This window comes from Clostridium sp. AN503 (genome assembly GCF_040719375.1).
GTDB lineage: Bacteria > Bacillota > Clostridia > Lachnospirales > Lachnospiraceae > Brotaphodocola.
The window spans coordinates 282,995-309,196 of sequence record NZ_JBFDTP010000002.1 but is presented as its reverse complement, the minus strand read 5'-3'; the positions used below and the strand labels follow the sequence as shown (position 1 = coordinate 309,196).

Below are 26,202 nucleotides of genomic sequence, written 5' to 3'. Positions count from 1 at the left end.
CTCTGTCCTTATCCTTTCCGGTCATTCAATCAAGGTACCGCTTTTTTGCCTCCTCCGTTTCCCGGCCCGCGTCCGTAAAACGCATGGTAAATCCGAGGAAGAAATCCTGGAGTTTTACTTTATGTTCCGGCAGCTGTTCTTCGCCGCAGCTGTTGCTCCCCAGCCCGGAGTGGAATGCGTCCATATGGATGACCACATGCTCCGACGGTTCGATCTCCTGCGGATGAGCTGCTTTTTCCAGGCTCTCCTCCGTATAGTTGTGGAGGTTTAACCCGACCGGCTGTTCACAGGTCACGACCATGCTGCCTGACTCGTCCGCAAGCGCCCACCAGGAAACCTGCTCCCGGTGCCCGTTCTCCTGGGGATATACATAACTGGTCCCCATCCCGTCCACGGTGGAACGGTAAACGCCCTGCCTTACTGCCGATCTGCTGTCCGGATAATTCTCTCCCGGCCCAAGCCCCAGCCATGCGGTCTTCTGTAGCTGCTTTGCCGCCTGCATCACAATCCCGATCCTCGGTAAAAACGGAGGCTCCAGTCTGCCCGCCTGGACCGCTTTGCCCCAGATCCGGCTGGTGACCGTCCCATCGCTGTGCACGCGGTACTCATAGGTGCACTCAAAGCCCCAGGACTGGTTATAGCAGCCAAAGTATTTGTCAATGGTGACCGTCACTTCCTGACCGTTTTCCGTGTATGCAAATCCTTCTGTCTCTTCTACCGGAAGCTGGATAAAATAACGGTTCATCCAGTCGTCCTTTTTGTACATATCGTTATCAATGGTGGCGCGGTAGACGGTCATCTCCGGCCCGCGGGCAATGTACTCTTTTCCTTTGCTCAAAACACGCTCCAGCCTGCCGAACACCTCATGGAACACTGCGCAGACCTGGCTGTTCTCCACGATCAGAAGCCCGTTTTCACGGCGGGTCTTTAACGCCTCCCCTGCTTCATGGCGGCACAGAGCCTGCCGGAAGGCCTTTAACTCAAACTGCCCTGCGGATACCTCGTGCCCTGCCTTTGCATAAGGAGCATCCTTCTTTAAGCGGACTGACAGGTTCAGATAATAGTTTGTGTTCTCTGCTGTCTCCCACTGGGGCGCCGGGATGGTCACATCCTCCTCACAGCCCGGCTTCGCGGAAAGCTTCTCCACGGTCCCCTCTGCGATCGCGTACTCCCCGTCGGTGATCTCCCATCCCAGTTCCAGGTGAGATAGATCCCGGAAATCATACCAGTTTTTCAGGGTAATCTCATACTCCCTGCCTGGTCTGCGAAGGATCTCCACCGGAGCGATCACCTGCTTATACTCGGAAAGCGCCGGGGACGGCGTGCGGTCCGGCATCAGAAGCCCGTCAATACAGAAATTCCCGTTGGTGGGGAAATCTCCATAGTTGCCGCCGTAACGGTAATAGGGCGCACCATTTTCATCATGGGTCAGAAAACCATGGTCATACCACTCCCAGATAAATCCGCCCTGAAGCCTCGGGTATTTCCTGTAAAGATTCTGGTAAGCCAAAAGCCCGCCCGGTCCGTTGCCCATGGCATGGCCGTATTCACACATGACGTGGGGCTTGTTTCCCTTGTCCGTGGATCGTGCGATCTCCTCCAGCGCCTTAAGCCTTGTATACATCGTGGAATAGACATCCGTGATCTCCGCCTCAAAATCCCCCTCATAGTGGATCAGACGGCTGGGATCCAGGAGGCGCACCGCTTCCGCCGACTTTTTAAAGCAGCGGCCAAAGCTGGATTCATTGCCCAGGGACCACATCAGGATGCAGGCGTGGTTCCGGTCCCGTTTTACCATGCGGACGCTGCGGTCCGTATAGGCGTTTTCCCAGGATGGATCATCGCTGATCCAGTCGTACCGCTCCACCCACTCAAAACCATGGCACTCCAGATCCGCCTCGTCGATCACATACAGGCCGTACTCGTCGCAAAGGTCATACAGCACAGGGAGCGACGGATAGTGGGAGCAGCGCAGGGCGTTGATATTGTTCTGCTTCATCAGAAGGATGTCCGCCAGAAGCTGGCCCTCCCCCACCGTCCTGCCCGTCTCCGGGTTGTAGTCGTGATGGTTTACACCGTTTAACAGGATCACATTTCCGTTGACCGTAAACTGGTGATCCTTGATCTCAATGCGCTTGAAGCCAATGCGCACCTGGATCTTTTGCTCAGCGGTTTCCAGCGTGAACAGATATAGCTCCGGCGTCTCCGCTGTCCATCTGCGGACATTTTCTACAGCGAGGGAAATCTCGCCTCTGCCGTCTTTTGTACACAGCCTGCCCTCCTGGATCAGCGGATCTCCGATCGCTTCCAGCCTCCAGGTCAGCTCTGTCTCTGCTTTTTTCGTTGTAAAGATCCCCTTCAGACAGCCATTTTCATAGCTGTCATCCAGACCCGCATCCAGCACGCAGTCCAGAATCCCGTCTACCGGCTCATTGATCAGCTCCACGCTGCGGTAGATGCCGGACAGCCACCACATATCCTGGTCCTCCAGATAAGTACCGTCAGACCACTGGTATACCCGAACGGTAATGTCATTTTCGCCTTCTCTCACATAAGAGGTGATGTCAAACTCGGCAGGCAGACGGCTTACTTTTGAAAACCCGGCGTGAACCCCGTTGATCCACAGGTCAAAAGCGCTGTCCACGCCGTGAAATTTAAGGATCGTGTCCTGCTTCATCCAGTCTGCATCCAGATGGAATTTCCGCTTGTAGATCCCTGTGGGATTTTCCGTTGGAACAAAGGGCGGACGGATCGGGAACAGGTAAAGGACATCCGTATAATGCATCCGCCCATACCCCTCCATCTGCCATGCGGACGGGACCCGGATCTCATCCCAGCCCTGCCCTGCTGCTTCCTCGTAAAACCCTTCCGGGGACAGCTCCGGAGCTTTAAGATAGCAGAACCTCCACTGTCCGTCCAACGACAGGCTCCTGGCGCTGTCATGGTAAAAAGAAGTTCTCGCTTCCCGTCTGCCGATATGGAGAAGCTCCTGGTCTTCCCATCTTTTTTTTATTCTGTTTCCCATACAAGTCTCCTCATTCTGTTATTTGATCGAACCGCTGGTACCCTCCACAATATACTTCTGTGCCACGATAAACACCAGGATCGGCGGGATGATCATGATCACTGTGATGCAGAGCATGGGTATGATCTGTGTGCTGTGCACGCCCTTAAAGGACGCCAGCCCCAGAGCCAGGGTAAATTTGCTCCGGTCCTGTAAAAAGATCAACGGCCCAAGATAGTCGTTCCATACCGTGATCATATTGAGCACCCCGACCAGGATCAGCTGGGGCTTTAAGATCGGCATGAAGATCTTATAATAGATCTGGAACGGATTTGCCCCGTCGATGCGCGCCGCCTCCTCAAAGTCCTTGGGGATTCCCATAAGGAACTGGCGCATCAGGAATACATAGTAAGCCGAACCGAACCAGGCCGGGATGATCAGCGGCTTTAAGGTGTTGATCCATCCGAACATTTTAAATTCCATGTACTGCGGGATCATGGTCACATCCCACGGGATCATCATCGTGGAGAGAAGGATCATGAACAGGATATTTTTTCCTTTAAACTCATATCTGGCAAAGCCGTATGCCACCAGGGAACAGGAAATGATCTGCCCTGCGGTGGTTCCAAGGGTGACCAGCATGGAGTTTATAAAATACCTGCCAAAATCCTGCGCGCCCCAGGCATCCGCAAAGTTTGACAGTCTCCAGACCTCCGGAAACAGCTTCGGCGGATATGCGATCGCCTCCGCCTCCGTCTTGAAGGTCGTAAACAGCATGTAAATAAACGGCGCCAGGAAATAAACCGCCACAATAGTCAGAAGCGTATACAAAAGCGCCTTCGATTTCTTCGACATACTCATGCTTTCTTTCCTCCCTTCTTTCCGGATTTCTTCGCCTCAGTTTCATAAAATACCCATGCGGACGATGACTTGAACACCAGTGCGGTCAGGATCAGGATGATCACGAACATGACCCAGGCATTGGCGCTGGCATACCCCATCTTGTGATGCTTAAACGCGTTATTGTAGGTGTACATTCCATAAAAGTAAGTGGACTTAAGCGGGCCGCCGCCTGTAAGGAGCATGACCAGGGTAAGCTGCTGGAATGCGCTGATCAGGGACGTGATCAGGTTAAACAGGATGGTCGGCGTGATGATCGGCAGGGTAATGCTGAAAAACTGCCGCACCGGGCCTGCACCGTCTAAGGACGACGCCTCATACAGATCGATGGGAATGTTCTTGATGTCTGTATAAAAGATCAGCATCATGGTCCCCACGCCGAACGCGCTTGCCATGATGACCGCTACCAGCGCCCATGCCGGGTCCACCAGCCAGTTGGGGCCGTCGATCCCGATCAGGGACAGCAGGTAGTTGAGCACGCCGTAGTCCCCGTTTAAGATCCATCCCCAGATAATGGAGATCGCCACGCCGGAGATGACAGCCGGGATATAGAATATGGTCCGGTATATCTTCACTCCGCTAAGGGGCTGGGTGATCAGCATCGCCAAAAACAGGGCAATGATCATGTTCAGCGGAACAAAGATCGCCGCATACTTCAGCGTGATCGTAAGGGATTTCCAGAACTGCTTATCCGCCGTGAACATCTCTATGTAGTTGCCCAGCCCCCGGAATGTGGGGCTGGACGTGATGGGCCAGTCAAAGAAGCTCATGACCAGCGACAGGATCAGCGGGCCTGCGGTAAACACCACAAAGCCAATGATCCATGGAGCTATAAAAAGGAATGGAGTTGCTTTTCTCAAAAAACTTTTCTTATTCATCCGTTTTCCTCCTGCCACTATCTGGCATCACCGGTCACTGGTCAGCCGCTGCCTCATCCAGAACGGTCTGCGGGTCCTCTAATGTGCTCGGATTGTAGATCCGCTCCAAAGCCAGCTCCAGACCCTCTCTAAGCTCTGACCATCTCTCGGTCTTAAAGCATGCCGGCGTGTAGCCTGCGCTCTGCTCCAGCATACGGTAGAACGGCGCCTTGAACTCATCGCCCATCAGGTTCTCGGATTCCACGACCGAGTTGAGCACCGGAAGCTCATATCCGATACGGGCTTTGTTCATCTCCTCTCCGGTCCAGTATTTGACGAATTCCCAGGCTTCCTCTTTATGCTTGGAATCCTTGGAAATGGACACGCCGGAGGAGCTTAAGATGCTGACGGAATCATGGCCTGCGTTTGCAAATGCCGGGATCTCCACCACGCCATAGTTAAGTCCCGCCTCTTTAAAGGATTCCAGCGCCCAGGAACCGTAGATGAACATGGCGGACTTGCCGTTCTTCATCTCATCGGTGCCGTTCTTCTCGGTCGGAAGGGCGATGCCGTCCTTCTCCATAGTCTGGAAGAAGTTAAATACCTCTACGGATTTTGCGGAATTGAGACATCCCTCCAACTTACCAGCGTCATCCACCAGGCTGCTGCCGTTACTCCATAAGTACATCTCATAGTCGTAGGGATCTGCTTTTACCTGGAAGGCAAAGCCCTTGGTGCCCTCGCATTTTTCCGTGATCGTGGCTGCCGCCGCGCGCAGGTCATCCCAGGTCCAGTCTGCCGTCGGGTATTCCACGCCTGCCTCGTCAAACTTATCCTTGTTGTAGTAGAGCGCATGGGTCGTGAAGCCAACCGGCATGCCATAGATGCTCCCATCCATGGAATTGTAAGACCAGAGCGTTTCATAGTAGTCTGCCTTAAAGTCCGCGCCCTCTTTCTCGATGTAGGAATCCAGCGGCTCCAGTCCCTGATAATACGCCGGGTAGTCCCACATATACATGATGTCCGGCGTATCGCCCGACCCCATGCCGGCGCTGATCTTCGTATCATAGTCCTGGCCGTATGCCTCCAGCGCTACCTCGATCTTGTCCTGGCTGGCGTTGAACTTGTCCACCAGCTCCTGCTGGGTATCCAGATCCTCCGCACTGTCCCAGGATGCGAAACGAAGCTTCACTTTACCGCCCTCCGCTTCCTTGCCGCTTCCGCCGCCACCGCAGCCTGACAGCGCCATCGCCGCCGCAAGACCTAACGCCGCTACCTTTACAACACCTTTCTTCATGTTAAATCCTCCTCTATATTTGGTAAATTCAGGATACTATATTTTGGTAAAATAATCAATAATTTTACCAAATCAGTTGTGTGTTTTTCTGTTTTGCATGAATTTGTAGTGTTGTTTTTGGCTATATTTACCATAATTTTCGCTTATATTTTCAGTTTATTTTATTTTTTCTTTTTTAAGTTGATAAAATTTTACTTATTTTATTTATGCGGAGATGTATGGAAGAAAATTCCAATAACAGATTATGACGGAGATTGCGCTATAGATTGCGCTGGAGATTATTCTGTAAACCAAAGATATAAACCGAAGCCGCGAACTACGCCCATAGGCCGCAGCCGCAAAACGATAACGAAAAAGCCAAACACAATACAACCAGGCGATCGTTATCACTTTGTCCTTCAAGCTTCTAAATTCAACAGATCAGATGATAACGACGCCCGTTCTCTCTCAATATGCCGGTTTTTTCTGGCTGTCCGGCTCGAGCGTTTATCTCTACTGGAAGATCACCGGATTTTCCAGATATTCCGTCTGAACCACAATATAAGGATAGGATTTCTCAACGCCTACTTCCTCACCTTTTTCCGGCCCTTTCAGTTCCGTATCGATCACGATGGAATTTTCCGTCAGATAAAGCTCATTTACGGAGATACTGTATCCGCCCGTCGGCTGCTCTCCGTATCCCACCGCTATGTAAAGTCCCTGGTCGTTGCTGTAGGTCAGCTTAAAGGGCGCAGCTTTTTTTCTTCCACCAGATTCTTAAGCTCCTCCGGCAGTTCCGTTTCGCCGACCACCGCAAAATCCAAATCACGCACTTTATCCTGGTGCTCTTTTTCCACGCTGCAGCCCGTCAAAAACCTTACCACAAACGCCCACAGCAAAAGACAGGCAACCAGCAGCATTTTACCATTCATTTTTCTACGCATAACAGCCTCCCCATGAAATTGATTATTACTAATCTATTCAGGGAAGGCTGTCTGTATGACGGAAAATTTTATACTCAATGAATGAACCAACTCCCTTTTCTATTCGATCCAATCCGGCTCAAAATTCCTTTTTTTCTCAATCCTCTGATCGAATAACGGATTCCTTCAACAGATATCCCAATCTTCTGTGCAAGCTGCGGCTGCGTGATCATTGGATTATCACGAATCGCCTCCAAAATGCTTTTTTCTGTCTGCGTCAGATTTTCCATTTGCTTTACGTTAGTTTTTCCGTTAGTTTTTCCGTTAGTCTCACTTCCAACTTCATAATCAAAGGAATACTCATCATCAAGAGGAACCATAATCCGAAAAATGTCCCCTTCTTTTAGTTGTGGCTCCTTGCCGGAATAAAATTTCGTATACTTATACAAATTTCGAACACCGGAACCAAGCTGGTCTGAATACCCGATATTCCTAAAAAATGCCGCAATAATCGGATTCTTTGGATTTGGCTCCAGATTATCCGGTGTAATCAGGCCATCTTTAGAAGCACGACTTGCATTTTCCACATACATCTTATCTTTTTCGATCACAAATTTCGCAATAAAGGAACTTGTCATTTCACGACACCCTGACGCTATCGTGTTACCCTTTACCGTCAATCTCCGCTCTCAGCCATTCCTATGCTTTCTTCTCATCCCTTCGGTTCATGCCCCCAACACATCACCCTATCTTCGCCAAAAACTCCGCCAAACTATAATACATCTCCCCTCCGATCCCTCTTGTCGTCTCCGCGCAGACCATAGAATTTAGGATCGCCTCATGGGCAGCCTCCGCCGCCGCCTGGAATGCCCGGTTGATGGTATCCTCCGGGATCACGGATACGGTCTGCAGCACTTCTTCCCCGCCGACCGCAGCAGCAGGGATCCGGTTCGCCGTAGTAAAACCGATCATGATCTCCCCGCTGCCATGGCCCGTATAGGACCCGGTGCGGGCGATCCCCACCGCCGTCCGCCGGATGATCCGCTTTAACTGGCGGCTGTCCACCGGCAGGTCCGTGGCCAGGATCGTCATAATAGAACCCTGATCCTGCTCCGCCTCCGCCATGTGATCCTTCTCCTCCTTCAGTTCCAGTATCCGCTCTCCCGCTGCTTTCCCATTCAGTACGAAATCTGCGGTAGCGCCGAAATTGGACTGGACCAGCACGCCGACCGTATACGTCCTGCCTGCGATCTCCACCAGGCGCGAAGCGGAACCGATCCCGCCCTTAAGCCCGTAGCAGACCGTCCCTGTACCTGCCCCCACGCCGCCTTCCTCAAAGTCCTCCGCCGCATCAGCGATCGCGCGTCTTACATGCTCCTCATGCACCGCCCGGCGCCTGATATGGTTGATCCGGCTGTCATTGCACTCGCCGACCACCGGATTGATACTGGTGACCGGAACCTGCTCCCGCTCGCACTGTTGGATCACATATCCCGCCACCGCGTCCCACACCAGGCCCACGTTCAGCGTGTTGGTCAGGGCCACCGGCGTCTCAAGAGTGCCAAGCTCTTCCACCTGGACCAGACCGGCGCTTTTCCCGAATCCGTTGTGGATAAAGGCCGCCGCCGTGTATTTGTTCGCGAAGCTGTTGTCATCTCCAGGCAGGATGACCGTCACGCCCGTATGGTTTTCCTCATTTTTTATGGTACAATGCCCCACTTTCACCCCGGGGACATCTGTGATCTTATTCCGTTTTCCAGTCTCCAAACGGCCCGGCAGGATCCCGTAGTCGCGGATTCGTTTTTTGCTCATATTTCTTTTGCTCCTCTGTTCTGAATTTGCTGCCATCGGTTCTATTATACCGTTTCTTTCTGATCTGTAAACAAGCTTTTCTCCCCACTGGCGATCTCCCTGACAATCTGTTTCCGCAGATACCGGTAACAGGGTATGGCGACGATCGGCAGGGAGGCCAGCCAGGCCAGGCCGTCATGAATAAAGTATGCATATTCCCCAAACACAGCCGGGCCAAACTGGATCGTCACCACCCGCATCACAAGCTGCATAAGCCCTGCAGCCGCCGCATATACCGAGAATCCCATGGTCTGGATCGTCACCCGGTGCAGATACATGGGCGTCATAAGCAGCATGGACAGTAAAATAATGTGGGTGTCCGCATTAGCCACCCAGTATGCACGTTCATACGCGGCCGGATCCTCCGCCGAGAGGAACAAAGGCAGGATCTGGCGCTGTACTGCAAAAACAAGGAGGATCATGACCGCCGTCAGGACAAACCCCAGCTTCACAAGCTTTACAAGCCCCTCCCGGATACGCCTAAACTGCCTTGCGCCCAGGTTCTGGCCCACATACACGCTGACTCCTGTCTGGATCGCCATGATCACCGCTTCCATCACACTGAACACCTTCATACACGCCGTTATCCCGGCTGTAAAAGAAGACCCGATCCGGTTTGTCCGGCTCTCTACAAACAATCCGCCAACCGAGATGATCAGGCTGTTAAAAAGCATCGGAAGCCAGAGCCGCAAAAGCTCTCTCAGAAGATCCTTATCCAGGCGCAGATCCTCCCTGCCGATGCAAAAGGCAGGCTCCCGCACCACCGCCCGCAGGGCAATCACCATGGCAGCCGCCTGCGCGATCCAGGTTGCCGCCGCCGCGCCCAGAACGCCCCATCCGAACCCCAGGACAAAAACCAGATCCAGCACGATATTCACCACCGTAGATACGGTCATAGACAGAAAAGTGATCCCACTGTTCCCATACGCCCGCAGCAGCCCGGTTGCAACGCTGTACACCAGTCCGGCGGGGATCGCCAGGATAAACACCGTCAGATACTGCCTGGTCATATGCGCCACATTGGGCTGTACATTTAAAAGACGCAGGATGACCGGGATCCCGCCAAGCAGCAGAACCGTCACCAAAGCGCCCAGAATCACACAGATCAGGACAGCGTTGCCCACGATCCTGCGAAATCCCTTATCATTGTGATTGCCCACACGGACGGATGCAGAGATACTGAATGCATTGGCACAGTCCCGCAGAAATGCGTTGATCATCCAGCAGACCCAGCTGATGCAGCCGATGGAAGCCAGCGCGTCCACCCCCACATATCGACCGACCACCACCGCGTCCACGATCGCATATAGCTGTTGGAACAGGTTTCCAAAGATCAAAGGAAGAGAGAAACGCAGGATCAGTTCTCCTGCATTTCCCTCTGTCATATCTGTTACTGCGCCCGAAATCCGCCTTTTTAAGATCATGCTTTTTACCTCTGTATCTATGAACTGTATATATAACATTCACAACATAAAACATCCTGGTAAAAAAATCAAGCTTTTTTGCGTTTTCATCCACTGACTGCCGCACCCTTACACGGCATCGGCAGACAAAAGGGGCAAAAGGCCTTCTCTCCGGCCTTCTGCCCCCGCTGTCATGCCAATACTGACCTAATACTAATCTTCCTTTTTACTGCATATCGCCAGCCGGTGCTGGTACTTCTCTCTTGTAGCCAGCCCGCCGCGGATATGGCGCTCTGACTTGTTCACATCCAGGACTACCCTGGCCCGTGCAGCCAGAGTGGGGTTAATGTGCTCCAGCCGGTCTGTCACGTCCTTATGTACCGTCGATTTGCTGATGCCAAATTTCTTCGCCGTCTGTCTCACAGTCGCATTGTGGTCTATGATGTAATTGGCGATGGCTACCGCACGTTCTTCGATATAATCTTTCATGGGCTTCTCCCCTGAAAAGCTTTTTTACATCTTATTAGCCACGCCCTGCTTTTATGCAGACATCTTGATCACTTCTCTCCTGCCTGCCCGTCCTGCCCCGAAAGGATTGCCCTGTATTTCCGGTAATGCGGATATGCAGCTACCGTGCCCTTTTTCGTGGTCGTGTAAGCCGCATACTTTCCCGCATTGGCACATGCCTCCTCAAAGCTTTTTTCCCAGACCAGATTCGCTGCAAACGCCGCCAGGAAACCATCTCCTGCTCCCGTGGTGTCCACCACTTCCGCCGGCACAGGAGGAAACCAGGTCTCTTTGCCGGATTCCCAGGTCTCGCAGCCCTTTCCGCCCAGTGTGACGATCACTGTTTTCACCCCATAAACCTTCGACAGAAGCCTTGCCTTATGCTCTGCCTCCCGTCCCATCCCGCCTTCCAGCATCATCCCCGCTTCTGTCTCATTGACGATCAGGATATCGATCCCCGTCAGCCGCTCTTTTACCGTTCCGTCCAGCGGGCTGGCATTCAGGATGGTAACCATGCCCAGGCTTTTCGCACGGCGCGCTGCAAACAGAGCCTTTTTCCTGTCTATCTCAAAACCCGTGATAAACAGCCTGGCTCCTTTCATCGCGTCCATATCCCGGCAGATTTCCTCTTCTGTCATGAAATCCGAGCTGCTTTTCCCCACAATAATAGCATTTTGCCCATCGCTGCGGGTTATGACAAGCCCGGCGCAGGTGGAGACCTCCGGGGTTGTCCTGACATGGCTGACATCTACCCCCGCAGCCTCCATCCAGCCAATCCCCTGGCGTCCCCAGTCATCCTCCCCCAGCTTCCCCATAAAAGCAGCATCCACACCCAGGCGGCCCAGAGCAACTGCCACATTTGAACCTTTTCCTCCATCCTCTTCAACCTTCCAGCCCAAACCCTGGACCGTTTCTCCCCACTGGGGCAGCCGTTCCAGACGGATGCTCTGCCCAACTCCGTGATTATTAAAAACGATCACATCCGCCATAAGCTCACCAAAGCGCTGCCGGGTGTGCAAGCGGATGGTCCAGCGTCCGCTCATCGCAGCATAAGATCTGTTCCGGAATATGCTTCACCATAAATGTCACCGGATATTCCAGCGTCACCTCCCTGTTAAGCAGCATGATCCGGATCACTGTATTTTTCCAGGACCCTGTGGTGATCATATACACGGCCCGGCGCGCGGACAATATCGACTTCATCCCGATCGTCACCGCCATAGGAGGAATCGCGTCATAAAAACCGCCCGCCTCACGCTCCGCCAAAGCCACCAGAGTGTCCTCATTGATCTCCCGGATCCGCGTCCTGCTGTTTTTAAACTGTTCTTCTGTAATCCTGTAATATCTGGAATGTGGCGCCTCGCAGAATGCAACCAGGCCCTTGCAGCCGATCCCGGCCCATATGGTGTCTATCCCCCCGGCTTTCTCTATCTGTCTGTCAAAAGCATCTATATCGTTTATATCCGGCCAGATCCTCTGCTCCTCCGGCACGTTCAGTTCCCCGTCAATCCTGTTATAAAACCCGTGCAGCATGGTTCCTTTTAAGCTCCGGTAAGCCAGCTCTACCGGGTAAGGGCGCCCTTCCCAGTCCAGAAATTCATCCATATGGAAAACATAAAGGTTTTTAAGACTGATTCTCTCCCCATTGACCCTTCTGATAAATGTATTGTATTCCTCCATCGGCCCCGCAGGAAGGATCCATCTGGTGACTCTCCCCATTTTATTGTTTTGAATCACCTCATCTGCCATAAGGTTTCCAATATACTCCATCGTCTCAGCTTTGGTCTTCTCCACATGAAGTTCCATATTTAAGTCGTCCCGATCCATCAGCTGCCTGGCCGGTATCCTGCACCAGTCTTCGATCTGCTCTCTCTTCAGCTTAAAATCCATTTTCCAGCTCCCTTCTCACTTGCTTTTACACAGCGTCTTTTTCAGTCCCCACAAACAGGCGGTCCCACAGGCTGCGGCCCCAACCGCCGCTGCCATCCAGTAAGCCGTCCGCACTCCATACGCATCCGTCACCGCTCCCATGAAAAGCGGCATCACCGCCCCGCCAGCGCTGCCCGCCATAACCATCCTGCTGGCAGCCAGCGCCGCCTTTTGCGGATACCGTTCAATGGCGCAGCTGACCAGCGCAGGCCAAACAGGCCCCATGGACATGCCCATGGCCGCACAAAGCCCCGTCATCATCCAGGCTCCGCCCGCCTGGTCGCTGCCGCAAAAGGAAAGTCCCAATATGGCAGATGAGGCTGCAAAAAAACCTCCTGCAATCACGGGAAGCCTTTTCATTCTTATTCTGGAAGCGATCAGACGCCCCACCGTCATGCTCAGCCAGACAGCCGAAATCCCCCAGGCGCTCTCCCTGCCTCCGCCCAGGCTGCCCTGCAGCGTGCCGATAAAATAAATCCCGCCTGTTTCTATCATGGAATATCCAAACATGAGAACAGCCAATACCCAGAGGCTTCCCCCAAACGCAAACGGATGATCCAAAGCATTCCCTGGTTTTCGGTGTTTTCGATTCCGCGCCTCACTGGCACGGCTCCAGGACGCCCTCCCGTCTGAAGCCCCTTTTCTCCCAAGAGCCAGCAGGACCGCCATCAGCCCGCTGCCCACACCGGCTGTCAGAAACACAAAACGCCAGTCAAGCCTCCACACCCTTATGATAAAATCAGCCGCCCAGGGGCCCGTAACCGCCCCAAAGCTAAATGCAGACTGTATAAGATTCACCACGCCGTCCGGGCACCGTTTTGTTTCCTCCGCAGCCACTACGGAAGCCAGGCTCTCACACATGCTGTAGCCAAACCCTGTCACAAAAATCCCCAGAGCAAATACCGCCGCTCCTTTTGAGACAAAAACCCACAGGCAGCCCAAAGTGAAAATCCCCGTAAACAGGCCAAATATCCGTTTTCTCCCATACCGGTCGGCCAGTCCCCCGCACAGGGCGGGGGAAATCATGGAAGCCAGAAACTGGACCGCCACAAAAGCTCCCATAACAAACGCATTTACTTTGAATTCGGCAGCAGCCTTTACCAGCACATACTGATAGCTCCCGCTCTCAAATCCCAGAAAGAAGCAGCAGCCTGCCGCCGCGGTCAGAATCAGCCGTTGAGCCATTTCAGGCAATACTCATCCACAAAGGGAGTGATCGGCTCGCACCCATCCGCCGTGATGATATAGCCGGCCTCGATGCGGTTGCTATCGCCCGGAGCGCCAAACAGGCTGATATCCGTATTAAAGACCATACCCTCCTCAAAGCACCGGTCTGTGTTCTCATCTGGATAGGGGTTTTCCGCCTCTGCGAGGCCGGAGCCATGGAGCGGCGGATACACGTCATACTCCTCCAGCCCTTTTTCCCGGAAATAGTCCCTGACAGCAGACACAAAATTCTTCATGGGATTGCCCGGCTTAAGCTCCGGAAGCCCCTTTTTCCACGCCCCGATCAGCGTGTCTATGACCCTCCTGCTCTCTTCGCTGCAGCTGCCCGCTCCAAAGGGGATCTGGCAGGTGGCTGTGTATCCCTCATACATCACCGCAAGCCCAAAGGAAACCATATCCCCATCCTCGATCTTCTTCGAGGTGGAGGCCCTGGGAACCACGTAGTTCGTCCGGTCCCCGGAGGAGCAGAGGGTAAATACGACCGCCTCAGCCCCGGCCGCCCGCGCTGCCTGCTCCGCGATCCCGCACACCCCGGTCTCGCTCATGCCCACAATATCCGCTTCCAGCAGCGCCCGGATCCCTTCCTGGGCAATCCGTCCCGCTTCCTTCATACATGCCTGCTCCGCTTCGCTCTTGATCTCCCGCATCTGATAAAACATATGGTCCATATTCACGATCCGGCAGCCAAAGCCCCTCTCAACCGACAGATAAAGATCATAGCACATGGCATCCACCCCAACCACGCCCAGGCATCGGAAGGCACCTCTCCCCTTCAGCTCCTCAGCCAGCGCAGAAAAGCTCCAGTAGGACGCCAGCGGATAATCGATCGTGTCCTCCACATAGGCGGCGCACAGATCCGGAACATTTCTTAAATCACTCCAGGGAGTCATCTCCTGGGCAACGGTGATGCTCTCCGGCGCCGCCAGCAGGATCGGTTCGCCCTGCATCGGGATCAGGAAAGCGCCCCGGTCAAAGATCGGCCAGTAGTTGCACACATATCTCAAGTTTTCTCTCCGGAATTCGTCCCCGTATACGAAAAGGGCATCCACGCCTTCCGCCCTCATCCGCGCCCGGATGACCTCAATCCGTTCTTTAAATTCATCCCTGCTTATTTTTGCTCTCTCAGCCATACGTTCTCCTTTTTCCCTTACAGGCGTATGATCTCTCTCGGGAACGGCGTATAGATATCCGCCCGTTCCTTTCCAACCCTCACGCTCTCTTCCACACGCAGCCCTTTCCCTTTGCCGTCTCCCATAAATATGTCGATACAATAACACATATTTTCATGGATCACGTAATCAGAATTGGTCTCGATCCATGGCGGCTCCCCTTCCATCAACCCTGTGGCATGGCAGGGGCCGTACAGAAGATACTGGTCATGGCCTGTCTTTTTTAGGGACTCCACATAGCGTTTTGCAACTGTCCCCGCATTGTTCCCGTCAAACAGCTGTTCCTCCACCACTGCGGCGGCCTCATAGCCCGCTTTCATGGCATCCAGAACCCAGGCGTCCGGTTCCCCGAAAAACACTCCGCGCCCGATAGTCGCAGCATAACCTTCATATCGTGCAGCTACCCCCAGATGGACATAATCGTGCTTTTCGATCACCTTGGCCCTTGGCCTGCTGATGGCCTGGTCGCTTCCCTGCCCGGCCAGCGCCCAGAAGGGATAAGCCTCGCTCTCTGCTCCCTGCGCCAACATCTCCCCCATGGCGATCCCGCAGACCTGCTGCTCCGTCATCCCCGGCCTGATATTCTCCAGGACCTTTTTGAGTGCGTTCACCGTAATCTCCCCGGCTTTTTTCAGACAGGCGATCTCATTCTCCGACTTGACCATCCTGAGATCCATGATGATCTGATCCCCTCTTACGATCTCGCCGCCGCCCAGCTCGTCAAGGGCTTCCCGCAGATCATCATACACGATCTTCGGCACCAGATTGTATCCGGCTACCGCCAGCCGTCTGACCGGCCCGCTCCTCACGCTCTCGATCGCTTCCGCTATGGTATCGAGCTTATGTCCGGGATATTCCGGGTTGGAGGACTCCCGCAGGCATTTCACCCGGCGGATGTCCGGTATCCTGGAACGGTCCGACGCAAATGTCAGGCTTTCCGGACCGATCAACAGGACCGGTTCCCCCTTCTGCCCCATCATGACAGCCGCAGTTTCAAAAGACGGCCAGTAATCGCTCAAATATCTCACAAACTGAGGCTCCGCTTCGTTGGCAAACGCAAACAGGATATCCACGCCCTCCGCCGCCATAGCCAGCTGAGCCTTCCTCACCCTCTCCTTAAATTCATGATCGGGAATACATATTCTTTCCATCTGCTACCTCAATTCTCCTTTATAGTTGATACAGTCCAAAGCCACCGCAATAAAGATAATGACGCCCCTCACAATATTGAATACATACACCGACGCATTCATCATGGATAATCCGTTTAAAACCACCTGGATCAGCAGCACTCCAAAGATCGCCCCCGGAAGGATTGTCCCCCTGCCGCCAAACAGGCTGGTCCCTCCTATGACCGTTGCTGATATGATCTGAAACTCGTTGTTCTCACCAAAGGTCGTAAACACCTCGCTGATCTGGCCTGCCGAGAACATCCCTCCAACTGCAGCGAAGATTCCGCACAGAACATAGATGATGATCTTATGCCTGGTCACATTGATCCCGATCTGTTCCGCCGCATGGGGATTGTTCCCGATCGCCATGGTGTGCCGTCCAAATTTCGTATTCCTCAGCACAAAGTTCATGCCCGCCGCCAGGATGATAAAGATGATAAACGCCACGGGAACGCCGGCGATCCTGGCATTTGTCACCTTTCCAAGAACGCTCACATCATATTTTGTGATCCCGGCTATGGAAAGCCCAAGCCCTCTTGCTATGTAGCCCATGATCAGCGTTGCGATGAAAGGATAGATCTTCATCTTTGTGATCAGCAGCCCGTTTGCCAGCCCAAAAGCCGCTCCCACCAGCATAACGATCAACGTGCAGATCACGATGACAAATGGAGACTCCGCCACCTGCGCCGGCAGCCTCGTGAGCACCTCGCCGACCACCACGCCGGAAATAAACATGATCCGGCCTACAGAAATATCAATCCCGGCCGTGATCAGGACAAACGTCATTCCGATCACTGCAATCCCAAACGGCGCCAGCTGCTGGAGCATCAGCATAAAATTATCAAAGGTAAGGAACTTTTTATTGACAAAACTGAAAACGACCATCAAAACTACCAGGATGAGGTATACGCCGTACTTCACAAGGATGTCTTTTGCCGTCCACTCAGAAACCTTCACATTTCCCATCTGTAACCTCTCCTCCCTATAAAGCCAGTGTGCCAATATTTTCCTGGCTGAACTCCGATCGATCCACGCGCCCGGAGATCACGCCGTCCTTCATGGCGATGATGCTGTCGCACATCCCCATCAGCTCCTCCATCTCCGAGGATATGAACAGGATAGCCGCGCCTCTGGCTGCCAGCCCTTTTAACAGCTTGTATATCTCATACTTCGCCCCCACGTCGATGCCTCTTGTAGGCTCGTCCACGATCAGGATCTCCGGCTCTGTGACCACCCATTTGCCCACGACCACCTTCTGCTGGTTTCCGCCCGACAGACTGTTGACCGCCTGGGTTCGGGGATCCGCAGACTTTACGCCCATCTCGCTGATCGCTTTTTCTGTCATCTGCTCCTCCCGGGCCACATCGATGATCCCCAGCCGCCCCACCAGATCCCGTTCCAGTACAAGCGCTGCGTTCTCACACACGGTTTTGGGCATCAAAAGTCCTTCCTCCCGCCTGTTTTCCGTGACAAACGCCATTTTATTCCGGATACAGAGCTCCGGCGTGATCCTTGTAAACGGCGTTCCCTTTATGATCACCTCTCCGCTCTCTATAGGATCCACGCCGAAGACAGCCCTTGCCACCTCGGAGCGGCCGGCCCCCATAAGGCCAAACATTCCCAGTATCTCACCCTTTTTGAGCTGTAGAGAGACGTCTTTCACAAAACCCGCACAGCAAAGCCCCTTTGTCTCCAGAACGGTCTCGCTGCCGATGGTCTTTTGCACTTCCGGATATACCTGCTTCATATCGCGTCCCACCATCTGGCGGATCATCTCTTCCTTCGTCCAGTTGGCGGTCCGGTCCGTCCTGATCACATGCCCGTCCCTCAGTACGCTGATCCGGTCGCTCAAAAGCAGCACGTCCTCCAGGATATGGGAGATATAAACGATGGAATATCCAGATTTTTTAAGTTCCCGGATTGTCTCAAAAAGCGTTTCCTTCTCACGCCCCGAAAGGGATGTGGTCGGCTCGTCAAAGATCAGGATCTTCGCCTCCTTGACCAGGGCTTTTAGTATCTCGATCATCTGCCTGGTACCCATGGACAGGCTGCCCACAACCGTGTTGGGATTCTTAACATCTACATGGTAACGCTCCAAAAATCCCTTCGTTCTGCTGCAGGTTTCTTTCTTGTCAATGAAGCCTGCAAATTTCTTCGGGTAATCATCTATAAAAATATTCTCCGCCACGCTTAAATTGGTGAACAGGCTCAGCTCCTGATGGATGAAACCGATGCCGGCTTCCGTTGCCATCCTCGGGCTTGAAGGCTTATACTCCTTCCCATTCACGTACATCGTCCCGCTGTCACCGGGAAGCACTCCGCCCACCACGTTCATCATCGTGGATTTTCCGGCTCCGTTCTCTCCCACAAGCCCCAGGACCTCCCCCTCATACAGTTCAAGGGAGATATCATAGAGCACCTGCACCCCAAAGAAGCTCTTACAGATGTTCTCCAAACGCAAAATTGGTTCACTCATCATGTTTTTCCCTTCCCCAGCATTCGTGACTTCTTGATAAAGTAATCGATCACGGTTGCCGCCAGGATCAAAAGCCCCTGGCAGAGCATGATCGTATACCATTCAATCCCGATCAGATTCATGGCATTGTTGATGATGACAATGAACAGCGCTCCCAGAAGCGTCTGCCTCACACCCCCGAAGCCTCCGCTGACGCTGGTTCCTCCGATGATGACCGCAGACACGATATTGATAAACATCGTGCTCCCAAGGCCGGACATCCCCGCTGCGCTCCTGGCTGTCAGGATGATACTCTCCACGGAGGAGAATACCGCCGTCAGCATGAACATCCAGAAAATGGTCTTTTTTACGCTGACTCCGGAGATAAATGCCGCCGTAGGGTTGGTCCCAACCGCATAGATATCCCTGCCCAGCTTCGTCTTTGTCAGAATAAAATCCGCCAGAAACCACATAACTGCGGTGATCACGATCGGGACTAAAAAGAATCTCCCCGAACCGCCCAGAGCTACAAATACCGCCGGAAGGCCGCCGATACTGGTCTTTCCCGAGTTCACCCTGGAGGCAAACCAATAAGCGAAGGCCGATCCGATCAGCATGGTTGCCATGGTTGCAATAAATGCAGGCATTTTCAGCTTGATGATCGCAAAGCTGTTGATCAGGCCGAATAAAACGCCGATCAGGAGCATTGCCAGGATCGCCACAGCCACGGCCAGCAGCGGATGGGACTTAAGGGGCGACATCGCCATGATATACGCCCCGGTCATGCTGGACACTGCCAGCACGGACGTACAGGAAAAATCCGTGCTGGCGTTCAGCTCCGTAAAGGTGAGGCCGCAGGCAATGATCAAAAGGTCGCACATCTGCAGGCAGAGGTTCTTTATGTTATACTCCGAAACAAAATATGGGACAAACAGGACGCTTAATACAACTGTCACCAACACAAACAGAATTGCAGGGTAATCCAAAACTAATTTTTTAATACCGCCTGTTTTCTTCATCTGACCTTCCCCAATCCTACTTCAGATCACCATAGCTGTATGCCTTAGGCGCCTCCGTGTCGAAATTCTCATAGGTAACGATAAATCCGGGAATGTCCAGATAGGCCCCATCGGATTTTTCCTCCCCGTTTATGATCTTTATGGCATTTTCCACTGCCATCCGCCCAAGCTCCTTGGCGTCTATGACGGCATCCGCCTCTGTGTAGCCGTCCTTGATGGCCTGAATCCCGTTGGTATCTCCATCCATGGAAAGCACCATGGTATGGCCTTCCTCCCCGATCTTCTTCCATCTGCCGATCTGCTCTAAAGCGCTCTGGATACAGGGAAGGTACATGTCAGAGGGAGTAATGATCAGGTCCACATCCGGATTGGCGGAAAGTGCATTCTGAAGTCCTTTCAGAGCCGTATCCTGATTCCATTCACCGGGGATCTCTGCAACCAGCTCAAATTTGTCCGGATTATCCTCAATGGCTTTTCTGTGGGCCTCCAGGCAGTTAACCGCATAAGAATCCGACATGGTCCCCACCATGACCAGGACCTTTAACGGTTCGGACAAGTCCGCACAGTCCCCGGATTTCCCAAAATCATCCACCAGCTTATAAGCCAGGTCATAGCTGTTGGCAATGATCTGCTTGGCGGGCGTGGCCTCGGTGATCTCACGGTCCATTCCGATGACCGGCACGCCTGCATCCATGGCCTTCTGCACCGACGCAGAGATTGCCGTTCCGTCCTCCGGGTTGCAGAGGATCGCATCTACCTTCTGAGCGATCAGATTCTCCATCTGCTGGCTCTGCTTCACCGTATCGCTCTCCGCATTCAGCAAAACCACCTCCACGCCCTGAGCGGCAGCCGCTTCATTGACCCCGTCCACCATAGCACTGTAATATCCGGTGATAAAGCTGACCGTGAAGCCCAGCTTGATATCACTCTTTGGCGCAGAAGCCTCCTCCTGCTTTGCTTCGCCCTGCTTTGCCTCTCCCTGTCCTGCCGCTTCTGTCCTGGCAGCACCGGTCTCAGCCGCCGTCTGCGGCGTGCCGGACGAACATCCGGTCATTGCCATCGTCATTGCCACCGTCAACAGGACTGCAGATATTTTCCTTCTCATAGGTTCCTCCTTCAATACATTTTCTTTGGTCAAATGTGCCAGAAACTACAACTTTTGAATTAGTGCGCGCTACTAATCCGGTTTAGTTAAGTATATTCGTATTTGGGAGTAATGTCAATAATATTCACATATATTTTTTGATATTTGAGATTAATTAGTGAGAATTATCCAAAAAATGGAAGGTAATTCCAGATTTGCAGGTTTACAAAACCCGATTATTTATTAATTTTCCTGACAGATTCTCTTATCACCAGGTTCTCTGCCTTCATGGTATGGACTTCCCTGTCTGTCTTCTTGCTGATCAGGCGGTCCAGGATCTCGATCGCCTTGCTGCCCATATCTTCAATATCGATCTTCATGGTAGTCAGGGAGGGGCGGAACATCTTGGCAAGATAAATATCGTCAATGGAGATCACAGAAACATCCCCCGGAACCGTAAGGCCCAGCTTGTAAAGCCCGTTGATGGTACCGATCGCCGTAAAATCATTTGCACAAAAAATAGCGGAAGGCAGGTTTCCCTTCCGGAATTTCTCCGCAATCTTGTCGTCCACACCATTTTCGTAGTCCACCACGCTCATGATCCACTCTGCATTAATGCTGATACTCCGGGTCGCCAGCGCTTCACAATATCCCTGCAGGCAGCTGACATATAAGTCCGGCAGGCTCTCAATGCCAATGTAGGCGATGTCCCGGTGCCCCTGATCCAAAAGATATTCCACCACTTTATAGGCAGCGTCCTTGTAGTCCACATTGACGCAGGAATACGCGGGGTTTTTCATATGGGAATCGATAACTACAAGCGGGACGCCCTCCTGCTTCAGCGCCTTATACTCCGTCTGGCTGATATCATGGATCACGATCGCGCCGTCTATATTGCCCTGGTTGATGGACTTACGCAGGGCCTTCTCCATGTCATTCCCCGTGACTGGGATCAGGGTAATGCTGTATCCCAGGCTGTTGGCTTTTCTGACAGCCTCGATCATGACTCTGGAAGCAAACGCGTCTGTCAGCATGGCAAAATTGTCATTTGTAATAAAGCCCAGATTAAAGCTCCGGTTCAGGCTGAGCCTTCTGGAATTGATATTGGGGACATACTGCTCCCGTTCGATGACTTCCATCACTTTTTTCCTGGTCTCCTCACCGATCCCCTTCCGGTTATTCAGGACAAAAGAAACTGTAGTTGGAGATACCCCAGCCAGCTCCGAAATCTTCTTGATACTCATCTTTTTTTCCATTTTCACCTCCGCGTTTCCTCTGTCTGCCGCAAAAAACGCCATCTACTAAACCAGTTTACTTGTTTTTTTTATAAAGTAAAGAGGTATTGCGATATTTTTTTAAATTTTTTGTTTTTTGTCCTGAAACGGATCCCGTCTACAGTACCAGGACCAAAATCAAGAACAGGGCCGTCCGCCCGGTCTTTCACGACCACAGGCCAACAGCCCTTCAACTACATCCCCATTGCCTCCATCCGCGCCGCTACCCTCTCATACTCCTGCATAATACTCTGGTACATTTCAATGATCCGGATACGGTCCGGCTCTGTGGATTTCATGATACTGTCATAATGCTCAGATACATAAGCACAGACTGACGGGTCTAACTGGCTTTTGCTCATCTGCTCCAGGATCTTTAAGGTCTTTTCTCTGGGAAACGGCTCCTTATAGCTGCGCCTGCTGCTTAAAGCGCTCACGATATCCGCCACCGCCACGATCCGCTCCGGCAAGGTCAGATCGTCACCGGTAAGCCCATAGGGGTAACCGCTGCCGTTCAGCTTCTCATGATGGCGTACCGCAATACGGCAGATCTCCTCCGGCACTATCCCCCGGATCAGATACTCCGTTTCCTTTACATGGGTACGCATGACCTCCATCTCCTCCGGAGCCAGCTTTCCCGGGTATTCCAGGATCGATACGGGGATCGCGATCTTGCCCACGTCATGAAGAAGCGCACCCAGATAGATCTTCTCAAGCTCCTCTTTTGTAAACCCAAAATGCCTGGCGATGTCAAGGGCCAGGGACACTGTATTGATCGTGTGAGTCACCGTATGCTCGCTCCTGAAATCAATGGCATACACGATCATCTTTAAATACTCCAGCGTCTCATCTGCTATCGGGAAAAATTCCTCCAAACGCTTCCGGTTCTTCTGAAGATAAGAACCGTCGGCAAGCTGCTCAAACATCTCATGTTTATGGTAACAGGTTCTGGCAATCTCTGAATAATCCGCCCGGAACAGGTCCTTTACATCATGCATCAGCCGCTCAATCCCCGCGGCGTCCAGCCCATAAGTAAATGCAATATCGATCCGGTCCGCCAGATGGATCAGAGAGGCATAGTCTCTCTGATCCGTATCTGTCCGGCACAGGTCGTCCCAGGACGTATGATGATACAGGATCGCCTCCGCGCTCTCTTTCAGCGGCGACATATATTTCATGAAAAGATATCCGTAAACAGAGTGGTTCCACACGTCATGGGTCTCAAACTCCAGCATACGGTCGATCTCATCCGTCTTATAAGCGCCGATATCATGGAATGCACAGAGGAGGAACAATGTTTTCATATCCATCGGAAGATTCCCTTCCTCACACAGTTCACAGGCTATAAAAGCAACCCTCTCTCCATGATCCACAAGACGCTCGTCTATCCTTCGTAATGTGGCGTTCACTGCATAAACCGCGGCCGCCGCATCAATATGCGCTATCTTAATCTGTTCCGGCATTGCTTTTACCCTCCTCATAATCTTTATTATTATAATACAGAAGCCGCCCCACATCAATTGATTTAAACACTTTCCTCTGTTATAATCAGTTTATTGGTACGCAGGATCACTGCAAAATACTGGGAGGTACGGACTGTGGCAAAGAAAAACGCGCGAAATACCCGTGGAAAGATCGTAAACGCTGCCTGGAAGCTGTTTTACGAACAGGGTTATGAGGATACGACCGTGGAGGAGATCATCGAGCTTTCCGGCACCTCCAAAGGGTCTTTCTATCATTATTTTGATGGAAAGGACGCCCTGTTGAGCACCTTAAGTTCTCTGTTTGATGAAAAATACGAGGAACTCACTGAAGTTCTGGATCCTGAGATGCCTGCCATGGACCAGCTTCTCTTTCTGAACAGCGAGCTGTTTGGCATGATCGAAAACAGTATTTCCCTGGATCTGCTGACGCGCCTTTACTCCACCCAGCTGACGACAAACGGGGCAAAACACCTTCTGGACCACAACCGCATCTATTATAAGCTGCTGCGCAGGATCATCGCCAAAGGCCAGGCAGACGGACAGCTCAGCGCCCAGTCCAGCGTCAGTGAGATGGTCAAGCTCTATGCCCTCTGCGAGCGGGCGCTGCTCTACGACTGGTGCCTGTGCGGCGGCGAGTACTCCCTCCGCCAGTATAGCTGCCGGGTCATGCCGGGATTTTTGAGCAGTTTTCTGCCGTAAGATCACCCCATCATCAGTTCCGGCTCCGGTCGCAAAACCGGGACCTGTCAGTTTTTCCGCAAAACTGACAGGTCGGTCATATGGATGAGAAACGGTGGACAGGCCGCATACATTGTACTCAAAAAAATACATCACATATTCATATTACTAATATTTATCTGTGTTTTATTCTTATTATCGTACAGCCAATTTTCCTATATATTTTATAGCTTTAATTGCATAACCAAAATAAACAGTACAGTATATAGTCTATACTTTGTTCTGCATTGCAGTCTATTTTTCTTTGTGCTATAATGGCGAAATATATTTCATGGGAATGCACAGGGAGGAGAGTTGATTATGACATCTGGACAGATCGGGATTCTCACATCCATCATTGTCTATCTGATCGCAATGGTATATGTGGGGTTCTATTTCAGCAAAAAGGGAAGCGGTGATTCCGCGGATGAATTCTATCTTGGAGGCAGGAAGCTTGGACCTTTAGTGACCGCCATGAGCGCGGAGGCTTCCGATATGAGCAGCTGGCTTCTGATGGGGCTCCCGGGCGTGGCATACTTAACCGGGATCGCCGACGCGGGATGGACTGCCATCGGGCTTGCAGTGGGGACTTATTTGAACTGGCTGATCGTAGCCAAACGGCTCCGCCGCTACTCCATCGCCTGCAATGCCATCACGATACCGGACTTTTTCTCCCGCCGCTACCGGGATGAGAAAAATATCCTGATGTGTATCGCAGCCATCGTGATCCTGATCTTCTTCATTCCGTATACGGCTTCCGGTTTTAAGGCGGTAGGGACGCTTTTTAACAGCCTGTTTGGAGTGGACTATCATGCCGCAATGATCGTGGGCGCCATTGTCATCGTCGGATATACGGTCCTGGGCGGATTTATGGCGGTATCCACCACGGACCTGATCCAGAGCATCGTCATGAGCATCGCACTGGTGATCATCGTCTTCTACGGGATCAGCATGGCGGGAGGCTGGGATACGGTCATGCTAAACGCAAAATCCTTAAGCGGTTATCTGTCCATGACGCACCTTCATGACACCGCCACCGGGACCGCAGCCCCTTACGGCTTTATCTCCATCGTTTCTACATTCGCGTGGGGGCTGGGATACTTTGGGATGCCCCATATCCTGCTGCGCTTTATGGCAATTGCGGACGAAAACAAGTTAAAGACTTCGCGCCGTATCGCTTCCGTATGGGTTGTGATCTCCATGTTTGTGGCGATCCTGATCGGAATCATCGGCTACAGCGTTTCTCTTGCAGGGAAGATTCCTGCATTTGCCAGCAGCGCCGAATCTGAGACCATTATCATCCGGCTGGCTGACCTGCTGGGCCGCCACGGCCTGCTGCTCTCCATCGTCGCAGGTGTGGTACTGGCTGGTATCCTGGCCTGCACCATGTCCACAGCAGATTCCCAGCTTCTGACCGCCGCATCCGGCGTGTCCCAGAACCTGCTGCAGGATTTCTTGAAGATCAAACTGGACAATAAGGCTTCCATGACGGCAGCGCGCCTTACGGTCATCGGCATCGCCCTGGTGGCTATCGGCCTGGCATGGAACCCGGACAGCTCCGTGTTTACGATCGTATCCTTTGCGTGGGCGGGCTTCGGCGCCTCCTTCGGCCCGGTGATGCTGTTCTCCCTGTTCTGGAAACGCACCAACTTACAGGGCGCCCTGGCCGGCATGATCTCCGGCGGTATCATGGTCTTTGCCTGGAAATACGGCGTCCGTCCGCTGGGCGGCGGCTGGAACGTCTACGAGCTGCTCCCGGCCTTTATCGTGGCTTCCGCAGCGATCCTCATCGTATCTCTCGCCACGGCTCCGCCTTCCAAAGAGATCTGTGATGAGTTTGATTCCATTGGGAAATAAGCGGCGCTTATATCAATTTTAATTATCATTGCTTATAATCAGTCAGAATTTTTATGCGGCTATTGTCCATACCGGGCATAGCCGCATTTCCATA

The 26,202-nt window shown here is 52.6% G+C and carries 23 protein-coding genes; 2 read left to right on the top strand and 21 right to left on the bottom strand.

Translation table 11 applies throughout. The features are described from left to right. Positions 1 to 25 precede the first annotated feature (25 nt). The 21 genes from AB1I67_RS08590 to AB1I67_RS08490 all read right to left on the bottom strand — a co-directional run bounded on the left by AB1I67_RS08590 (position 26) and on the right by AB1I67_RS08490 (position 23,513). On the bottom strand, positions 26 to 3,025 hold the full coding sequence (locus tag AB1I67_RS08590) for a glycoside hydrolase family 2 TIM barrel-domain containing protein (protein WP_367029477.1): 3,000 nt from the start codon (positions 3,023 to 3,025) through the stop codon (positions 26 to 28). Positions 3,026 to 3,043: 18 nt separating this feature from the next. Beyond that, positions 3,044 to 3,865, bottom strand: coding sequence for a carbohydrate ABC transporter permease (locus tag AB1I67_RS08585; RefSeq protein WP_367029476.1), 822 nt, complete (start codon positions 3,863 to 3,865; stop codon positions 3,044 to 3,046). Next, entirely contained in the window at positions 3,862 to 4,782 is a 921-nt protein-coding gene (locus tag AB1I67_RS08580; RefSeq protein WP_367029475.1) for a sugar ABC transporter permease, read from the bottom strand. Before AB1I67_RS08580 ends, AB1I67_RS08585 begins: the two co-directional genes overlap by 4 nt. 34 nt (positions 4,783 to 4,816) lie before the next feature. Then, the gene (locus AB1I67_RS08575) at positions 4,817 to 6,058 is read right to left on the bottom strand and encodes a sugar ABC transporter substrate-binding protein (RefSeq protein ID WP_367029474.1); all 1,242 of its coding nucleotides are present in this window, start codon (positions 6,056 to 6,058) and stop codon (positions 4,817 to 4,819) included. Positions 6,059 to 6,550: 492 nt separating this feature from the next. After that, the gene (locus tag AB1I67_RS08570; protein WP_367029473.1) at positions 6,551 to 6,742 is read right to left on the bottom strand and encodes a protease complex subunit PrcB family protein; all 192 of its coding nucleotides are present in this window, start codon (positions 6,740 to 6,742) and stop codon (positions 6,551 to 6,553) included. 32 nt (positions 6,743 to 6,774) lie between these two features. Further along, positions 6,775 to 6,981 (bottom strand): hypothetical protein, encoded by a 207-nt coding sequence (locus AB1I67_RS08565; RefSeq protein ID WP_367029472.1) that lies wholly within the window; start codon positions 6,979 to 6,981, stop codon positions 6,775 to 6,777. 74 nt (positions 6,982 to 7,055) lie between these two features. Next, positions 7,056 to 7,598 (bottom strand): winged helix-turn-helix transcriptional regulator, encoded by a 543-nt coding sequence (locus AB1I67_RS08560; RefSeq protein WP_367029471.1) that lies wholly within the window; start codon positions 7,596 to 7,598, stop codon positions 7,056 to 7,058. Positions 7,599 to 7,701: 103 nt separating this feature from the next. Then, the gene (locus tag AB1I67_RS08555; RefSeq protein WP_367029470.1) at positions 7,702 to 8,772 is read right to left on the bottom strand and encodes a P1 family peptidase; all 1,071 of its coding nucleotides are present in this window, start codon (positions 8,770 to 8,772) and stop codon (positions 7,702 to 7,704) included. 44 nt (positions 8,773 to 8,816) lie between these two features. Beyond that, positions 8,817 to 10,235: an MATE family efflux transporter gene (locus AB1I67_RS08550; protein WP_367029469.1), complete on the bottom strand. Its 1,419-nt coding sequence runs from the start codon at positions 10,233 to 10,235 to the stop codon at positions 8,817 to 8,819. 192 nt (positions 10,236 to 10,427) lie between these two features. Then, complete coding sequence (gene spoIIID / locus AB1I67_RS08545) at positions 10,428 to 10,703, bottom strand: sporulation transcriptional regulator SpoIIID (protein ID WP_367029468.1); 276 nt, start codon at positions 10,701 to 10,703, stop codon at positions 10,428 to 10,430. Positions 10,704 to 10,771: 68 nt separating this feature from the next. Further along, positions 10,772 to 11,764, bottom strand: coding sequence for a ribokinase (locus AB1I67_RS08540; RefSeq protein ID WP_367029467.1), 993 nt, complete (start codon positions 11,762 to 11,764; stop codon positions 10,772 to 10,774). Beyond that, on the bottom strand, positions 11,715 to 12,611 hold the full coding sequence (locus AB1I67_RS08535) for a glucosamine-6-phosphate isomerase (RefSeq protein WP_367029466.1): 897 nt from the start codon (positions 12,609 to 12,611) through the stop codon (positions 11,715 to 11,717). Before AB1I67_RS08535 ends, AB1I67_RS08540 begins: the two co-directional genes overlap by 50 nt. A gap of 15 nt (positions 12,612 to 12,626) precedes the next feature. Then, on the bottom strand, positions 12,627 to 13,835 hold the full coding sequence (locus AB1I67_RS08530; protein ID WP_367029465.1) for an MFS transporter: 1,209 nt from the start codon (positions 13,833 to 13,835) through the stop codon (positions 12,627 to 12,629). Then, positions 13,820 to 15,007, bottom strand: coding sequence for a M24 family metallopeptidase (locus AB1I67_RS08525; protein WP_367029464.1), 1,188 nt, complete (start codon positions 15,005 to 15,007; stop codon positions 13,820 to 13,822). The genes AB1I67_RS08530 and AB1I67_RS08525 overlap by 16 nt, the downstream gene beginning before the upstream one ends. 17 nt (positions 15,008 to 15,024) lie before the next feature. After that, positions 15,025 to 16,197, bottom strand: a complete 1,173-nt coding sequence (locus AB1I67_RS08520) for a Xaa-Pro peptidase family protein (RefSeq protein ID WP_367029463.1) — start codon at positions 16,195 to 16,197, stop codon at positions 15,025 to 15,027. A 3-nt stretch (positions 16,198 to 16,200) separates the two neighbouring features. Then, positions 16,201 to 17,184: an ABC transporter permease gene (locus tag AB1I67_RS08515; protein ID WP_367029462.1), complete on the bottom strand. Its 984-nt coding sequence runs from the start codon at positions 17,182 to 17,184 to the stop codon at positions 16,201 to 16,203. A gap of 16 nt (positions 17,185 to 17,200) precedes the next feature. Then, a complete protein-coding gene (locus AB1I67_RS08510; protein ID WP_367029461.1) occupies positions 17,201 to 18,697 on the bottom strand; it encodes a sugar ABC transporter ATP-binding protein in 1,497 nt (498 codons plus the stop codon). Next, on the bottom strand, positions 18,694 to 19,692 hold the full coding sequence (locus AB1I67_RS08505; RefSeq protein ID WP_367029460.1) for an ABC transporter permease: 999 nt from the start codon (positions 19,690 to 19,692) through the stop codon (positions 18,694 to 18,696). Before AB1I67_RS08505 ends, AB1I67_RS08510 begins: the two co-directional genes overlap by 4 nt. A gap of 16 nt (positions 19,693 to 19,708) precedes the next feature. After that, positions 19,709 to 20,797 (bottom strand): sugar ABC transporter substrate-binding protein, encoded by a 1,089-nt coding sequence (locus AB1I67_RS08500; RefSeq protein WP_367029459.1) that lies wholly within the window; start codon positions 20,795 to 20,797, stop codon positions 19,709 to 19,711. 215 nt (positions 20,798 to 21,012) lie between these two features. Then, positions 21,013 to 22,032: a LacI family DNA-binding transcriptional regulator gene (locus AB1I67_RS08495; protein WP_367029458.1), complete on the bottom strand. Its 1,020-nt coding sequence runs from the start codon at positions 22,030 to 22,032 to the stop codon at positions 21,013 to 21,015. 212 nt (positions 22,033 to 22,244) lie between these two features. After that, a complete protein-coding gene (locus AB1I67_RS08490) occupies positions 22,245 to 23,513 on the bottom strand; it encodes an HD domain-containing phosphohydrolase (RefSeq protein WP_367029457.1) in 1,269 nt (422 codons plus the stop codon). A gap of 135 nt (positions 23,514 to 23,648) precedes the next feature. Between AB1I67_RS08490 and AB1I67_RS08485 the strand changes: the two genes are divergently transcribed. Beyond that, the gene (locus AB1I67_RS08485; RefSeq protein WP_367029456.1) at positions 23,649 to 24,233 is read left to right on the top strand and encodes a TetR/AcrR family transcriptional regulator; all 585 of its coding nucleotides are present in this window, start codon (positions 23,649 to 23,651) and stop codon (positions 24,231 to 24,233) included. Between the two features lie 339 nt (positions 24,234 to 24,572). Next, positions 24,573 to 26,108 (top strand): sodium/proline symporter, encoded by a 1,536-nt coding sequence (locus AB1I67_RS08480; RefSeq protein ID WP_367029455.1) that lies wholly within the window; start codon positions 24,573 to 24,575, stop codon positions 26,106 to 26,108. The last annotated feature ends 94 nt before the right edge of the window (positions 26,109 to 26,202 follow it).

Excerpts from the sequence above, each read along its gene's own strand:
- AB1I67_RS08575 (WP_367029474.1), bottom strand. The coding sequence starts at position 6,058 with ATGAAGAAAGGTGTTGTAAAGGTAGCGGCGTTAGGTCTTGCGGCGGCG.
- AB1I67_RS08520 (WP_367029463.1), bottom strand. The coding sequence starts at position 16,197 with ATGGAAAGAATATGTATTCCCGATCATGAATTTAAGGAGAGGGTGAGG.
- AB1I67_RS08500 (WP_367029459.1), bottom strand. The coding sequence starts at position 20,797 with ATGAGAAGGAAAATATCTGCAGTCCTGTTGACGGTGGCAATGACGATG.
- AB1I67_RS08495 (WP_367029458.1), bottom strand. The coding sequence starts at position 22,032 with ATGGAAAAAAAGATGAGTATCAAGAAGATTTCGGAGCTGGCTGGGGTA.
- AB1I67_RS08580 (WP_367029475.1), bottom strand. The coding sequence starts at position 4,782 with ATGAATAAGAAAAGTTTTTTGAGAAAAGCAACTCCATTCCTTTTTATA.
- AB1I67_RS08560 (WP_367029471.1), bottom strand. The coding sequence starts at position 7,598 with ATGACAAGTTCCTTTATTGCGAAATTTGTGATCGAAAAAGATAAGATG.
- AB1I67_RS08530 (WP_367029465.1), bottom strand. The coding sequence starts at position 13,835 with ATGGCTCAACGGCTGATTCTGACCGCGGCGGCAGGCTGCTGCTTCTTT.
- AB1I67_RS08585 (WP_367029476.1), bottom strand. The coding sequence starts at position 3,865 with ATGAGTATGTCGAAGAAATCGAAGGCGCTTTTGTATACGCTTCTGACT.
- AB1I67_RS08490 (WP_367029457.1), bottom strand. The coding sequence starts at position 23,513 with ATGCCGGAACAGATTAAGATAGCGCATATTGATGCGGCGGCCGCGGTT.
- spoIIID (WP_367029468.1), bottom strand. The coding sequence starts at position 10,703 with ATGAAAGATTATATCGAAGAACGTGCGGTAGCCATCGCCAATTACATC.
- AB1I67_RS08510 (WP_367029461.1), bottom strand. The coding sequence starts at position 18,697 with ATGATGAGTGAACCAATTTTGCGTTTGGAGAACATCTGTAAGAGCTTC.
- AB1I67_RS08550 (WP_367029469.1), bottom strand. The coding sequence starts at position 10,235 with ATGATCTTAAAAAGGCGGATTTCGGGCGCAGTAACAGATATGACAGAG.
- AB1I67_RS08565 (WP_367029472.1), bottom strand. The coding sequence starts at position 6,981 with ATGCGTAGAAAAATGAATGGTAAAATGCTGCTGGTTGCCTGTCTTTTG.
- AB1I67_RS08555 (WP_367029470.1), bottom strand. The coding sequence starts at position 8,772 with ATGAGCAAAAAACGAATCCGCGACTACGGGATCCTGCCGGGCCGTTTG.
- AB1I67_RS08535 (WP_367029466.1), bottom strand. The coding sequence starts at position 12,611 with ATGGATTTTAAGCTGAAGAGAGAGCAGATCGAAGACTGGTGCAGGATA.
- AB1I67_RS08590 (WP_367029477.1), bottom strand. The coding sequence starts at position 3,025 with ATGGGAAACAGAATAAAAAAAAGATGGGAAGACCAGGAGCTTCTCCAT.
- AB1I67_RS08525 (WP_367029464.1), bottom strand. The coding sequence starts at position 15,007 with ATGGCTGAGAGAGCAAAAATAAGCAGGGATGAATTTAAAGAACGGATT.
- AB1I67_RS08480 (WP_367029455.1), top strand. The coding sequence starts at position 24,573 with ATGACATCTGGACAGATCGGGATTCTCACATCCATCATTGTCTATCTG.
- AB1I67_RS08540 (WP_367029467.1), bottom strand. The coding sequence starts at position 11,764 with ATGAGCGGACGCTGGACCATCCGCTTGCACACCCGGCAGCGCTTTGGT.
- AB1I67_RS08505 (WP_367029460.1), bottom strand. The coding sequence starts at position 19,692 with ATGAAGAAAACAGGCGGTATTAAAAAATTAGTTTTGGATTACCCTGCA.
- AB1I67_RS08515 (WP_367029462.1), bottom strand. The coding sequence starts at position 17,184 with ATGGGAAATGTGAAGGTTTCTGAGTGGACGGCAAAAGACATCCTTGTG.